The 13,851-nt window shown below is 40.6% G+C and carries 10 protein-coding genes and 1 other RNA gene; 10 read left to right on the top strand and 1 reads right to left on the bottom strand.

Features of this window, described 5'->3' with window-relative positions:
- The first annotated feature begins 709 nt into the window (after positions 1-709).
- The 6 genes from nfsB (at position 710) to WNY98_RS17095 (ending at position 8,982) form a co-directional block, all read left to right on the top strand.
- The gene (nfsB, locus tag WNY98_RS17120; protein ID WP_342878484.1) at positions 710-1,378 is read left to right on the top strand and encodes an oxygen-insensitive NAD(P)H nitroreductase; all 669 of its coding nucleotides are present in this window, start codon (positions 710-712) and stop codon (positions 1,376-1,378) included.
- A gap of 56 nt (positions 1,379-1,434) precedes the next feature.
- Positions 1,435-2,067 carry an antibiotic biosynthesis monooxygenase gene (locus WNY98_RS17115; protein WP_342878483.1) on the top strand — a complete coding sequence of 211 codons (633 nt, stop codon included), beginning with the start codon at positions 1,435-1,437 and terminating at the stop codon, positions 2,065-2,067.
- A gap of 120 nt (positions 2,068-2,187) precedes the next feature.
- Positions 2,188-2,961 (top strand): acetolactate decarboxylase, encoded by a 774-nt coding sequence (gene budA, locus WNY98_RS17110; RefSeq protein ID WP_342878482.1) that lies wholly within the window; start codon positions 2,188-2,190, stop codon positions 2,959-2,961.
- A 219-nt stretch (positions 2,962-3,180) separates the two neighbouring features.
- Complete coding sequence (locus tag WNY98_RS17105; RefSeq protein WP_342878481.1) at positions 3,181-4,596, top strand: TolC family protein; 1,416 nt, start codon at positions 3,181-3,183, stop codon at positions 4,594-4,596.
- Positions 4,586-5,902: an efflux RND transporter periplasmic adaptor subunit gene (locus WNY98_RS17100; RefSeq protein ID WP_076925259.1), complete on the top strand. Its 1,317-nt coding sequence runs from the start codon at positions 4,586-4,588 to the stop codon at positions 5,900-5,902. The genes WNY98_RS17105 and WNY98_RS17100 overlap by 11 nt, the downstream gene beginning before the upstream one ends.
- Complete coding sequence (locus tag WNY98_RS17095) at positions 5,899-8,982, top strand: efflux RND transporter permease subunit (RefSeq protein WP_342878480.1); 3,084 nt, start codon at positions 5,899-5,901, stop codon at positions 8,980-8,982. Before WNY98_RS17100 ends, WNY98_RS17095 begins: the two co-directional genes overlap by 4 nt.
- A gap of 137 nt (positions 8,983-9,119) precedes the next feature.
- Here WNY98_RS17095 and ssrS read toward each other — a convergent pair.
- Positions 9,120-9,302: non-coding RNA, 6S RNA (ssrS, locus tag WNY98_RS17090), on the bottom strand.
- 193 nt (positions 9,303-9,495) lie between these two features.
- On the opposite strand from ssrS, the gene WNY98_RS17085 reads away from it, so the two are divergent.
- The 4 genes from WNY98_RS17085 to WNY98_RS17070 are packed head-to-tail and all read left to right on the top strand — an operon-like array spanning position 9,496 to position 13,778.
- On the top strand, positions 9,496-10,059 hold the full coding sequence (locus WNY98_RS17085; RefSeq protein WP_342878479.1) for a UPF0149 family protein: 564 nt from the start codon (positions 9,496-9,498) through the stop codon (positions 10,057-10,059).
- Positions 10,060-10,089: 30 nt separating this feature from the next.
- Positions 10,090-11,412 carry a Xaa-Pro aminopeptidase gene (gene pepP, locus WNY98_RS17080; protein ID WP_342878478.1) on the top strand — a complete coding sequence of 441 codons (1,323 nt, stop codon included), beginning with the start codon at positions 10,090-10,092 and terminating at the stop codon, positions 11,410-11,412.
- A 15-nt stretch (positions 11,413-11,427) separates the two neighbouring features.
- Positions 11,428-12,615 carry a 2-octaprenyl-6-methoxyphenyl hydroxylase gene (gene ubiH, locus WNY98_RS17075; RefSeq protein WP_342878477.1) on the top strand — a complete coding sequence of 396 codons (1,188 nt, stop codon included), beginning with the start codon at positions 11,428-11,430 and terminating at the stop codon, positions 12,613-12,615.
- Complete coding sequence (locus WNY98_RS17070) at positions 12,612-13,778, top strand: FAD-dependent monooxygenase (protein ID WP_342878476.1); 1,167 nt, start codon at positions 12,612-12,614, stop codon at positions 13,776-13,778. The genes ubiH and WNY98_RS17070 overlap by 4 nt, the downstream gene beginning before the upstream one ends.
- The last annotated feature ends 73 nt before the right edge of the window (positions 13,779-13,851 follow it).

Below are 13,851 nucleotides of genomic sequence, written 5' to 3'. Positions count from 1 at the left end.
GGTTAGTCGGCACCATTTATTTAAAGCCTCGCTTATTGCGGGGCTTTTTTGTTTTCGATTTTAGAATTAAAAATACCGATAGTTAAAAGCGACACAACTGGCTTGTAATCAGTAGTCTGTCCAAGTTATCCGTTCGACTCGGTTAGTCGGCACCATTTATTTTAGGTAACTTGAAGCAACTGACTTGTAATCAGTAGTCTGTATAAGTTATCCGTTCGACTCGGTTAGTCGGCACCATTTATTTAAAGCCTCGCTTATTGCGGGGCTTTTTTGTTTTCGATTTTAGAATTAAAAATACCCATAGTTAAAAGCGAAGCAACTGGCTTGTAATCAATAGTCTGTACAAGTTATCCGTTTGACTCGGTTAGTCGGCACCATTTATTTAAAAGCCTCGCTTATAGCGGGGCTTTTTTGTTTTCGATTTTAGAATTAAAAATACCCATAGTTAAAAGCGAAACAACTGGCTTGTAATCAATAGCCTGTACAAGTTATCCGTTTGACTCGGTTAGTCGGCACCATTTATTTAAAAGCCTCCCTTATAGCGGGGCTTTTTTGTATCTGTAATTTATTCAACGTCATTATGGATAAAATGTTCCATATTAATTGGATTGTTTCTCTCTTTTTCTATTGTCGTATTTTTTGCACAATTACCTCACCGAAAAGCAAGTACCTTTGCTTATGTGTTTTCAACCCAAGATAGGGAAAGTTTATGACTCAAGATATTACTCATTACGCAAAAAATAGACAGTCAGCTAAAGCGTACAATCCAACTAAAAAGATCTCTGCTGACAATATTGAAAAAATTAAAGAGTTACTTAGATTTAGCCCTTCAAGTGTTAACTCGCAACCTTGGCATTTTATATTAGCGTCTAGTGACGAGGCTAAAGCCAAAATAGCTAAATCAACAGAGCGTTTATTCCCATTCAATAAAAAGTCAATTTTAGATGCATCACATGTACTCGTGTTTGCTAGTAAATTAGATATTGAGCAAGACTATTTATTACGTGTTTTAAATCAAGAAGAAAAAGACGGCCGTTTTGTAGCAGACCCAGTCGTGTTTAAAGAGCGTATGCATGGTGGTCGTAATATGTTTATTAATTTGCACAAACAAGATTTTAAAGACGTACAGCATTGGATGGATAAGCAAGTTTATTTAAACTTAGGCGCATTTTTATTGGGGGTATCTACCTTAGGAATTGATGCAACGCCAATGGAAGGAATTGAGGTTAGCGTACTTGATGAAGAATTTGATTTACGCGAAAAGGGTTATTCAAGCTTAGTTGTTGTGCCTTTGGGATATAGCGATGATAAAAATGACTTTAATGCCACTCTTCCAAAGTCGCGTTTAGAGTATTCAGAAATTTTAACTGAAGTTTAATTTTTAATTACTGCATTGGTTTAACTGATGCGGCGCTAATCTCTTTGGAGTTAATTATGATCACGCAAATAGTTAAATTTAATATTAAAGACGAATACATAAATCAATTCAAAGCGCTGCTTGAAGATGACAAGCAAGGCGGCAAAGCTGAAACAGGCTTACTAGAAATGCGTTTATATCAAGATAAGAATGCACCTGGAGTCTTTTTTGCCTACGAGCGTTTTGAAAACCAAAACGCGGTTAATTATCACGGTGCACAGCCTTATACGCAAGCTCTATTGCAAGCATTGCCTAATATTAGCGTGTCTGCGCCAGAAGTTATGAACTTAAAAGATACAACGCCTGCACCTTTGCATGAGCGCAATCTTAAAACGCTAAATTCACAAGACGATATATTTATTATCTTCTTTATATTCAAAATTAAATTGCAGTATAGAGCACAGCTTTTAACTCAATTTGAAACTCATATTACACAAACGCGTAGTCAAGAAGAGGGCAATCTTATATTTGATTTGTACACTATTGAAGGACAAGACGACACGTTGGCTGTGTATGAGCATTGGCGCAAAGAATCAGACGTGTGGGATATTCACTTTAATCAACCATACGCAATTCAAACTGGTAAATTAATGCATGAAGCGGTAGCAGGCGACCTCGAGCAATATATGAGCTTTGTAACTGAGCTATAAATTACTTTTTGTAATTTATTAAAACGACTTCCCGTTTAGCAAATAGCAGAAGTAACGCTATTTGCTTTTTTTTGGTAGTTAAGCGAAATGCTTAGCGACCTTTTTTATTTTGGAAATAGCATGAAACTATTTTTTATCAGCGTTAGCTTTTTAGCCTTATTTACACTTAACTCAGCGGCTTTGGCAGCTCCAACTGAAAATGTAATAGAACAATATGGTTTTCCGCTTGCGTTAGTTAATCAGGTGTATACAGGCGATATTACACCTGCAGAAATGCTAGAAAAAGGTCAATTTGGATTAGGGACTGCCGATAATTTAGATGGTGAGCTTGTTGCGCTCAACGGTGTGGTTTATAAAATAGAAATTGATGGCTCATTAATTAAGGCCCCATCTAATTTAGCAGCGCCTTACATGACAATGTTTAAGTTTAATCCAAAGAAACATATTACTTTAAAAAATGTGAGTTCGTTGGCGCTATTAGACGAGAAACTTAAAGCAACTATGAGCTCTAAAAATAGTTTTTATGCTTATAAAATCACAGGTACATTTAACTCTTTAAAAATGGCATCTGCACAAAGAGTTAAAAACGACAGTGTGCCACTTATGGAGTATTTAAAAACGCGAGTTATGTACACTAAGCAAAATATTAAAGGTACTTTAGTGGGGTTATATACACCAGACTACTTAGGCAATATTAGTATTCCGGGGATGCATTTTCACTTTGTATCAAACGATTACAAATTAGGTGGCCACTTAGAAGGGATTAGCTTTGATGAAGTGACTGTTGAAATTGAAGAAATAAATAAAATTAATTTAACCCTTCCTCAAGTTGAAAAATTCAGAGCTATCGAATTAAAACAAGCCTCTGTGCCTGCTGCAAATAAGCATAAGTAATAAGTTTAAAATGCATTAAATGCCAATGTTGGTTAAATACCCCATTGGCATTTTTTATTTCTAGTGTTAAAAATTGCTGATCATTTACTCACTTTTACCGTATAACTGGCTATTATGTTAGTTCATCGCTAGCTATGTAATGTTATGTAAAGTAGGTTGAGCAAAAGTTGCCAAAGTGCTTGAATTACGTTCATAAATAGCAGTAATTTAGGTTTAATTATGATTTGGCAATGCAAGCCAACCCTATTGGCAATTAGTGTGATGCTGCTTAGCGGCTGTGCGAGTGATTTTAACTCGTCGCAGCGTATGCAAGCCCCTAAGGATATGCCACAGCAATGGCAGCAAGAAGCATCAAGCTCGGTATTAAAAGTACAAGAGCAATGGCTTACACAATTACAAAATCCTACGCTTAACAAATTTGTACAACAAGCACTTAAAAACAACCAACAGCTTTTGCAAACTAGCTACGATGTAGAGATCCAAAAACAACAGCTTATAGTATCGGGCTCTGCACTTTGGCCAAGCCTCGATTTATCAACGCGTACAAGTCGCAGTAAAGACAACCGCCCAGTAAGTTATGACAACGCAAGTTCAGCTAGTTTAAACTTAACTTACGAGGTTGATTTATGGGGTAAGCTTTCTGACTCAAAGCGCGAAGCTAATCTTAACTATTTAGCGCAGCAAGCACGGTTTGAACAGGCTAAACAGCAACTCGTTGCTGATGTAGTAACTGGTTGGTTTGATGTAGTAAGTGCACAGCAGTTGCTCGATTTATTCAAACGCCGTGAAGCCAACGCACAGCAAAGCTTGGATATTATTGAGTCAGGCTACCGCCAAGGTATAAATGAAGCTCTCGATGTATATTTAGCCCGTAATGAGCTTAATAATGAACGATCTCGCATTGCTACTCAAACGGCGAACCTATCGGCATCAGCACGTGTACTTGAGCGTTTACTAGGTGAATACCCAAAAGGCGCTATTACTGCTAGTAGCGACTTACCCGTTATTAATACCGATATTCCATTGGGCTTACCTTCAGAGCTTATAACGCGTAAACCTACTCTGCGTGCAAGTTGGTATGAGCTTCTAGCTACTGACGCTTCACTTGCGTATGCGCACAAACAACGCTTTCCAAGTTTAGACTTAACAGCAAGCTTAAGTGATAGCACTGACAGAGTAAGCGACTTGTTTTCTCCATCAAGCCTTGCATGGTCGTTATTGGGAAGTATTTCTGCGCCACTTTTTGAAGGTGGACGCTTAAAAGCGAATGAAGAAATAGCGCGTCTTAATACTCAAAAGCAAGAGCAACTTTATTTGCAAACGCTTTACGATGCATTTGGTGATGTAGAAAATGCCATTTCGCAGCAGCAGTCTCTTAAATCACAATATAGCAGCACCCTTGAAGCGCAAGAAAATGCACTTGCAGCAGAGCAGTTATCGTTTGAGCAATATCAAAGTGGCTTGGTAACTTACACTACCGTGCTTGATGCACAAGATCGCTCTTTCGATGCGCAAAGCTCCTTAATCGAAATTAAAAACCAATTAATAGCTAACAGAATTAACTTACATGTTGCCCTTGGTGGTGATTTTGCAAAGCCCTCAAGTGAACTAAAGAGCAATAACGATGAAAACTAAAACAGCAAAAATTATTATTCCAGCGGTGGTTATTGTTGCCACTATTTTAATTGTTATGTTTATCAAAGGTAATCCGCCAGAGGCCAAACGCTTTGGCTCACCTCCTAAAGCATCAATAAGTGTAGCTGCGCTTGAGCTTAAACCACAAAACTACCAAGTGATGATAGATAGCTACGGTACGGTCAAACCACGTACACAAAGTTTATTAGTTGCTCAGGCATCTGGGCAAATAATTGAAGTAAGCGATGACTTTAGAGAAGGCGGTTTTTTTGAAAAAGGCGATGTCCTTTTAAAGCTAGACGATAGAGATCACCAAGCTGAAGTTAAATCTTCTCAAGCCAATTTATTAACCGCAGAGCAAGGCTTACTGGAAGAGAAAGCGCGTGGGCAACAAGCTATCACAGATTGGAAGCGTCTTGGTGGCTCAAATCAGGCAAGCAGCCTAGTACTGCGTGAACCACAACTAGCCGCAGCAGAAGCTGAAGTTTTATCTGCGCAGGCAGTACTTGAAAAAGCAATGCTTGATTTAGAGCGCACTAAAGTAACGGCGCCATACGCCGGGCGTATACTCAGCCGTAGTGTTGATTTAGGGCAAGTTGTTACTAACAATACCCAGCTTGCCACTATTTATGCAATCGATAGCGTTGAGATTCGTTTACCAATTAAAAATAAAGACCTTCCGTTTGTAAATTTACCAGAACAATATCGCGATGGTGCTAAAAACCAAGCGGGTTCAATTGTAAAATTTACCTCAGACTTAGTAGGTGAGCAAACTTGGCAAGGGCAGCTGGCACGTACTGAAGGTGCCATTGATGAAGGCGCACAACAGCTTTATGTAGTTGCTAAAATTAACGACCCATACAAAGCAACAGCTAATAACCAATACCCAATAAAAATAGGGCAATACATAAAGGCGCAAATTACCGGTAAAACAGTGTCTAACGCACTTATAATCCCTAACAGTACAATCTATCAAGGAACTTACGTTTACATTGTTGAAGAGGGCGTACTTAAGCGTAAAGACATTACACTCGCTTGGCAAAATGCGACACAAGCGATGATTAAATCGGGATTAAACCCAAATGATAAACTCGTCATTACTCCACTTGGGCAAGTGAGTTCTGGGACTCAGGTAAGGATTTTAGGTGAGCAAAGCGCAGAGCAACCTAAAAGCCGCGGAGCTAATGGGCAAGGTAAAGGAAAGCGCCCATCTCCTGAGCAGCTTGAACAAAAAGCGAAAGAGCTGGGTATTAGTGTAGATGAGCTGAAAAAACGCCGTGCAGCAAAGCAAGGAGATAAACCATGATAGCTTGGTTTGCCAAAAACCATGTTGCTGCTAACTTACTGCTAGTAACGTTGTTACTGTCGGGGCTTTTTAGTCTATCGAGTAAAATACCGCTTGAGGTATTTCCTTCATTTGAAACCGACATGATAAGTGTAAACGTGAGTTTGCGTGGTTCAACACCAGAGGACGTAGAGCAAGGCGTAACAATTCGTATAGAAGAAGCCGTGCAAGATTTAGAAGGCATTAAGCAAATATTTAGTCGCTCTTCTGAAGGCTCTGGCTCTGTAACAATAGAGGTTGAAAGCGGTTACGACCCTCGTGAGCTTTTAGCGGATATAAAAAGTCGTGTAGACGCAATTAATACTTTTCCAGCCGATGCCGAAAAGCCAATAGTAGCGCTTGCTGAGCGTATCCGTGAGGTTATAGCGGTTACAGTATCGAGTGACTACGGCGAAAAAGAAACCCGCGAATACGCAGAAACAGTACGCGATCAAATTCTACGTTTACCTAATGTAACGCAGGTAGAGCTAAGTGGTGTGCGTGATTATGAAATTGCTATAGAGGTAAGCCAGGACGTTCTTCGCCAGTACGATTTAAGCCTTGCACAAATATCGAGTGCTATTTCTAACTCAAGTTCAGATATTTCTGCTGGTAACTTAAAAACAGAAGGGGGGGACGTACTTATAAGCTCTAAAGGGCAAGCATATCGTAAAGATGAATTTGCCAATATTGTTGTTAAAAATCAAGCAGACGGCACGATTATTCGTTTAGGCGACATAGCGATAATTAAAGACGACTTTGAAGAAACACCAGTACGTACTCGTTTTAACGGTAAGCAAGCAGCATTTATCGACGTATATCGAATTGGTCCACAAAGTGCAATTACCGTTGCTGACGATGTTAAAAACTATATAAAAGAGCAACAAAGCTCAATACCACAGGGGTTTGAACTGAGCTATTGGGATGATGACTCAGAACTTGTTAAAAGCCGTATTTCAACCTTAACTACTAATGCTTTACAGGGCGGTATTTTAGTACTGGCTTTACTTACTTTGTTTTTACGCCCTGCAATTGCATTTTGGGTGTTTATTGGTATTCCGGTTTCATTTATGGGCGCGTTCATAGCGATGCCTATTTTTGGTGTAACCCTTAATATTATGAGCTTATTTGGCTTTATATTGGTACTGGGGATTGTTGTTGATGACGCCATAGTTACCGGCGAAAATGTTTATACCCACTTAAAAACGGCTAAGTCGGGCGAGCAAGCTGCAATTTTGGGTACACAAGAAGTAGCAACGCCAGTAACCTTTGGTGTATTAACTACCGTCGCTGCATTTTTGCCTCTTGCCTTTATTGAAGGGGCGCGTGGTGCTTTATTTGCCCAAATACCCGTAGTAGTTATACCTGTATTACTGTTTTCATTAATTGAATCTAAATTTGTACTGCCAGCACATTTAAAATATATAAAACTGCGCCACGAAAAAGGTGAGCCTTCAAAGCTTGATGTTCTTCAACAGCGTTTTGCAGATGGATTTGAAAACGCAATTTTAAAATATTATCAACCCACTTTAAATTTAGCGCTGCGCCATAAATTGGCTTCGGTAAGCTTGTTTATTGGTGTATTTGTTATAATTTTAACCATGATCACCAGCGGTTGGACTAAGTTTGTATTTTTCCCGCGCATACCAAGCGAAACAGTCCGCGTTAACTTAACACTGCCAACAGGTACACCGTTTGAAGTAACTAATAAATACGTAATTGACATGTCGCAAAAGGCGCAGCAATTACAAGAAAAATACCGCGACCCAGATACTGGCGAAAGCGTTATTTTAAATATATTAGCCACAACAGGCGGGCGTGGTGGTGTATCTAATTCAGGCTCTGTACGCTTTGAAATAACACCGGCTGAAAAGCGTGAATCAGATATAGGATCACGAGAACTTGCCAGCGAATGGCGCGATTTAATAGGTGTCATCCCAGGCGCCGAAAGTTTAACGTTTAGAGCCGAAATTGGCCGAAGTTCAGACCCAATTGATGTTCAGCTTAGCGGTACTTCGTTGACTATTTTACAAGACGTGGCTAATCATATTAAAACCCGTTTATCGACCTACCCAACAGTATTTGATATTGCTGATAGTATGTCTGACGGTAAAGAAGAGTTACAAATAGAGCTTACACAACAAGGTTTAGCGCTGGGCTTAAATAGAGTTAATGTAGCAGGGCAAGTACGTAACTCGTTCTTTGGCTCGCAGGCACAACGTATTCAGCGAGGCCGGGACGATGTACGTGTAATGGTGCGCCTACCTATAGATGAGCGCCGCTCTGTAGCCGATTTACAAAACATACTTATAAATACACCTGATGGTGGCTCTGTGCCTTTATCGCATGTGGCAACACTTACTGCTGGGCAAAGTCCATCAACTATTAATCGAATAGATCGTTACCGTACTTTAAATGTAACTGCCGATATCGAAAAAAATAACACTAATATGACTATTCTTCAGGCTGATTTATCAGAATACCTAGATGAATTAATGCAGCAATATCCTGGAGTAGATTACAAACTAGAAGGTGAGGCTAAAGAGCAACGAGAGTCATTTGGTTCGTTGGCTTGGGCACTTGTGTTTGTGTTCTTCATTATATATGCATTACTAGCTATACCGCTCAAATCTTACTTACAGCCAATTATAGTAATGAGTGTAATTCCATTTGGCATGATAGGTGCTGTAGTAGGGCATTGGATTATGGGCATGGACTTAACTATTATGAGCTTACTCGGTATGCTTGCGCTAACCGGGGTGGTAGTAAATGACTCGCTTGTACTCGTTGATTTTATTAATAAAAAGCGCAGTGAAGGCGGCAAATTACTAGATGCAGTTAAACTTGCCGGTGCATCGCGTTTTCGCCCTGTAATGCTAACAAGTTTAACGACCTTTATTGGCTTAATGCCGTTACTGTTTGAAAAAGCGACTCAGGCGCAGTTTTTAATACCTATGGCGGTGAGCTTAGGGTTTGGGATTATTTTTGCGACCTTTATTACTTTATTGTTAGTACCAATAAACTACATGATGATGGAGCGCTTTCAAGGTTGGTTTAAGTAAATAAGCGTAAGCATTTAAAATTTAGCTGTAAGTAAGAAATTGCTTGCAGCTTTTTTTTGCCAAAAATTATAAAAATAATGTACGAAGGTATAGCAAAAAAATGAATAAGTAATAAAAGGGAGTATAAAGATAAGAAGGTGTTCCCCAAGATACGGTACCCGGTTTCAGTCCTGAAACCAGAAGGTTTCAGGGCGGAAATCTGCGGTTTACCGTAGGCTTCTCGGTACATGCCGAGCTTGCACAATAGTAGACGAACAGAAATCCTGGTATAAAATTTATCGGCTCAGGGACTTAACCAAGCTCCGGTACCCCAGGGAACAATTTAAGTATATAAGACATAATCCAATCCTTAAACCCCAAACGCAAAAAATTAAACCGTTCGCTTAGTTTTTCCGCACCTTTAACTCGTCATTTACTTTATCGCATGGTTTTTGAGCTTGATCATACAATTAATTGGAGTTGCTTTTTATCGAGTGGTAGCATTGCCTTAACTTGCAAAGCGAAGATTCGATTATGAACGATTTACCCGATTACGAAAAAGCTCAACTGCTTTTAGAAAAAAACGAAATATTTGTATCACCTGCCGAAGCGCATGGTGTGATTAGTGGTTTACTTGCGTGTGGTTTAACCATTGACGACAAAGAATACTTAGGTCTTTTGAGCGATGTGTTTAACGATGGTGAATCGTTTAGTAACGATTTAAAGCAGTTTTTTGGCACTATTTATAAGCAAGTAGTCGCGAGCTTTAATGATGATGAATTTCAGTTTGATTTATTTTTACCAAGCGACGACGAAACACTCATCGATCAAGCTAATGGCCTCGTATCATGGGTAGCAGGTTTTATGCTTGGTTTTGGTTTAAAGCAAAAAGACTACGGTAAGCTATCAAGCGATGTTAAAGAAGTTATTACTGACTTTAGCGAAATCACTCGCCTAGATACCACTTTTGAAGAAACCGAAGAAGACAGCCAAGCGCTGCACGAAGTGATTGAATATGTGCGCGTATCAGCACTACTTTGTTTTGCAGAGCTTGGTAAAGTGCAGAGCACGCAAAGCACTAAAAAAACACTTCATTAACTTTTAAAAAGTAAAACGGGTTGGTTAATAATGGTTGAAGTACAAAAGTCAGAATTTAAAGCACGCCGCGAGCGTTTACTTGCTCAAATGGATGAAAATAGCGTTGCTATTATTCCCGCTGCGAACGAAGTGACGCGTAGCCGCGATACCGAATATGCATTTAGACAAGATAGCGACTTTTTTTACTTAACTGGCTTTAACGAACCCGACGCCGTACTCGTACTATGTAATAACAGCGATGCACCCAGTACTTTATTTTGCCTAGATAAAGACAAGCTTGCAGAAATTTGGCATGGCCGCAGAGTTGGCTTTGATAAAGCTAAAAGTGACTACTTATTTGATCAAGCTTACCCGCTAAGTGAACTAAACGATAAGCTACTGGATATGCTAAATGCAAAAAATGCGCTTTATTTTGCACAAGGCGCCTACTCTTCATTTGATACTAAAGTGTTTTTATTACTAGGTACACTTCGAAGTGGCTGTCGAAAAGGCCTCAAAGCACCGAATGCTTTAAAAGAAATACGCGGCCTTATTCACGAAATGCGTTTGTTTAAATCGCCAAGTGAAATAGATGTTATGCGAGAAAGCTGTGAAATTAGTGCGCGAGGGCACATGCGCGCAATGCGCTATTCGCATGCGGGTGCCACTGAGTTTCAGCTAGAGGCTGAGCTACATCATCATTATGCTATGAATGGTGCGCCGCATCCTGCGTACGGCACCATTGTTGGTAGTGGCGACAACGCCAATATTTTACATTACACACAAAATAGCGACGTATTAAAAAATGGCGACCTGGTACTTATAGACTCCGGTTGTGAACTACAAGGTTATGCCGCCGATATTACGCGTACATTTCCCGTAAACGGACAATTTAGCGAGCCGCAAGCCGCGCTTTATAATATTGTACTTAAAGCGCAAGAAGTTGCCTTTGATGAAGTAAAGCCAGGTGGTTACATGTCGCATGCTAACAAACTCGCAATGCAAGTGATGACCCAAGGGTTGCTTGATTTAGGGATTTTAACTGGCGACTTTAATGATTTAATAGCAAAAGGTGCCTGTAAAGAATATTACATGCACGGCCTTGGGCATTGGCTGGGTTTAGATGTTCACGATGTGGGCGATTACAAGGTAAATAACCAAGAGCGCGCCTTTGAACCTGGTATGGTACTCACCATAGAGCCAGGGCTTTATATAAGCGAAGACTCAAGCGCACCACAAAAATACAAAGGTATTGGTATTCGTATCGAAGATAACTTGTTAGTTACCGAAACCGGCCATGAAAACTTGACCCTAAGCGTACCTAAAAAAATTAGCGATATAGAGGCACTTATGCAAAGTGCTAAAAACGTATAAAGCTCGGAGAGTAAAGTGGCTAAGCAGTTTGATGTAGTTATTATTGGCGGGGGTTTAGTAGGAGCAAGCTGTGCGTTAAGTATGGCTAAAACCAACCCTGCGTTAAATATTGCTGTTGTAGAAGCTAATCAAGTAACAAGCGACTACCACCCAAGCTTTGACGACAGAAGTATTGCACTTGCTGAGCAATCGGTTGCGTATTTGCAAAACCTTAACTTATTTGACCCAACCGCCAGTTATACCGCTGCAATCAGGCAAGTTAATGTATCTGATAGAGGTCACTTTGGTAAAGCCCACATTAATAGCGACGAGTTTGCTAAACCTTCACTTGGTTATGTAGTTGAAGTAAACCCATTTGGGCGAGCGCTCCACCTGCGTTTAACGCTATCAACAATTAGCCTTTATTGCCCCGATAGCGTAACCGCCATTGAGCAAACCTTGCATAGCAATACGCTCACTCTACAAAGTGGTGAGCAATTAAATGCAGCGTTATTAGTTATTGCTGATGGCGCACAATCACCAACACGTAATTTACTCGGGCTTGATTTTAATACTCGCCCTTATGAGCAACATGCCATTATTGCCAATGTCGAAGTGGCGGGTGGGCATAATAATCACGCTTTTGAGCGTTTTACACAAAATGGACCGATAGCGTTATTACCCATGAGCAATAACCGTTATTCGCTTGTCTGGTGTATGCCAAAAAATCAGATTGATCAGCACATGGCGTTTAATGAGCAAGACTTTTTAGGCGCACTGCAAAGCGCGTTTGGTTATCGTGGTGGCCAGTTTACTAAAGTAGGTATACGCACCAGTTACCCGCTTGTGTATGGGCAAGTCGAATCTTTAACTGCGCACCGTACAGTGGTTATTGGTAATGCTGCACATGCCATTCATCCTATTGCTGGGCAAGGCTTTAATTTAGGCCTTCGCGACGTGCAGGTGCTTAGTAATTTAATCGCAAACAGCCAACACGACTTAGGCAGCTATGCGTTTACACGTGAATATGTACAAAATCGCAGTAGCGATATAAAAACCGTAATGAGTTTAACTGATGCACTTGTCAGGCTTTTTTCGAACTCATCGCGAGTGCTCGCATTGGGGCGCAGCATTGGATTGTTTTCGATGGATTTATTTCCCGCATTAAAAGCGCCGCTAGCTAAGCAGCTAATGGGGCAAGTTAAACAAGGTAAGCGTTTATGAAACAAGCTCAGGTTTGTATTGTTGGTGGCGGCTGCGTAGGGCTAACACTGGCACTAGGGTTGGCAAAAGCCAATATAAGCGTCGTTGTGATTGACGCTACATCAACACAAGCACCACCAATAAACGAATATGGTTTACGTGTAAGTGCGCTGAGCATTGCAAGTCAAACCCTGCTTGAACAATTAAATGTATGGCCCGAAATTATTGCACAACGAGCGTGCGCTTATACACATATGGATGTACGCGATGCTGACAGCTTTGGTAAAATTGCCTTTAACAACGCACAACTTGAGCTTGAACATTTAGGCCACATTGTTGAAAACGATATTATTCGCTATGCACTTATAAAAGAGCTAGAGCAGGAACCAAGCGCCACGCTAATGTTCGATACCGAGTATCAGCAAATACATCAAAGTGAATCTGACGTATTTATAACACTTAAAAGCGGCGAACCAATTATTGCAAAACTGCTGGTTGCAGCCGATGGCGCAAACTCGGCTATTCGTAAACAATTTAATATGGCGCTTAGCTTTAAAGATTACGATCACCACGCACTAGTTGCTACGGTTAAAACCAAAGAGCCACATGCAAACACCGCACGCCAAGTGTTTTTACCAACAGGGCCTCTGGCATTTTTACCACTTAGCGATGCCAATACCCATTCAATTGTGTGGTCTACCAATCCCAATCATTGTGATGAACTACTGGCAATGAGTGACGCCGACTTTAATAAATCGGTGATGGCTGCCATAGATGGCCAATGCGGATTATGTGAAATACAAAGTAAGCGCGCGGCTTTCCCACTTAAAATGCGCTACGCCCAACAATGGGTTTCAGGCAAAGTGGTGTTAATGGGTGATGCCGCACATACCATTCACCCACTTGCAGGGCTTGGTATGAATTTAGGCCTAAAAGATGCCGCTTATTTAATTGCGCTTTTAGCAAGCGATAGTAAAGAATTTGCCAGTACACGCACACTTCGCGATTACGAGCGCACCCGCAAGCTTGACGCGCAAAAGCACATAGCCATGATGCAAGGGCTCAAAGAGTTATTTGAAGGTGCAAACCCAGTTAAAAAACTTATTCGCGGAGTAGGGCTTTCACTCGTTGATAACCTAGGCCCAATAAAGCATCTATTCGCCAAAGAAGCGATTGGTAAGTAACGTAGGTTGGGTTGAGTGAAGCGAAACCCAACGAAAAAAAGCAGCTAATTATTCGCTTTTACTAAAAAAACCG

Source organism: Pseudoalteromonas sp. AS71, assembly GCF_038900275.1.
Taxonomy (GTDB): Bacteria; Pseudomonadota; Gammaproteobacteria; order Enterobacterales; family Alteromonadaceae; genus Pseudoalteromonas.
Note: the sequence above shows the minus strand (reverse complement) of the source record. Positions and strands in the feature narration are given on the sequence as shown.

What these genes read in the sequence shown, in the direction of transcription:
- nfsB (WP_342878484.1), top strand. Translation starts at nt 710, where the DNA reads ATGACTCAAGATATTACTCATTACGCAAAAAATAGACAGTCAGCTAAA.
- WNY98_RS17115 (WP_342878483.1), top strand. Translation starts at nt 1,435, where the DNA reads ATGATCACGCAAATAGTTAAATTTAATATTAAAGACGAATACATAAAT.
- budA (WP_342878482.1), top strand. Translation starts at nt 2,188, where the DNA reads ATGAAACTATTTTTTATCAGCGTTAGCTTTTTAGCCTTATTTACACTT.
- WNY98_RS17105 (WP_342878481.1), top strand. Translation starts at nt 3,181, where the DNA reads ATGATTTGGCAATGCAAGCCAACCCTATTGGCAATTAGTGTGATGCTG.
- WNY98_RS17100 (WP_076925259.1), top strand. Translation starts at nt 4,586, where the DNA reads ATGAAAACTAAAACAGCAAAAATTATTATTCCAGCGGTGGTTATTGTT.
- WNY98_RS17095 (WP_342878480.1), top strand. Translation starts at nt 5,899, where the DNA reads ATGATAGCTTGGTTTGCCAAAAACCATGTTGCTGCTAACTTACTGCTA.
- WNY98_RS17085 (WP_342878479.1), top strand. Translation starts at nt 9,496, where the DNA reads ATGAACGATTTACCCGATTACGAAAAAGCTCAACTGCTTTTAGAAAAA.
- pepP (WP_342878478.1), top strand. Translation starts at nt 10,090, where the DNA reads ATGGTTGAAGTACAAAAGTCAGAATTTAAAGCACGCCGCGAGCGTTTA.
- WNY98_RS17070 (WP_342878476.1), top strand. Translation starts at nt 12,612, where the DNA reads ATGAAACAAGCTCAGGTTTGTATTGTTGGTGGCGGCTGCGTAGGGCTA.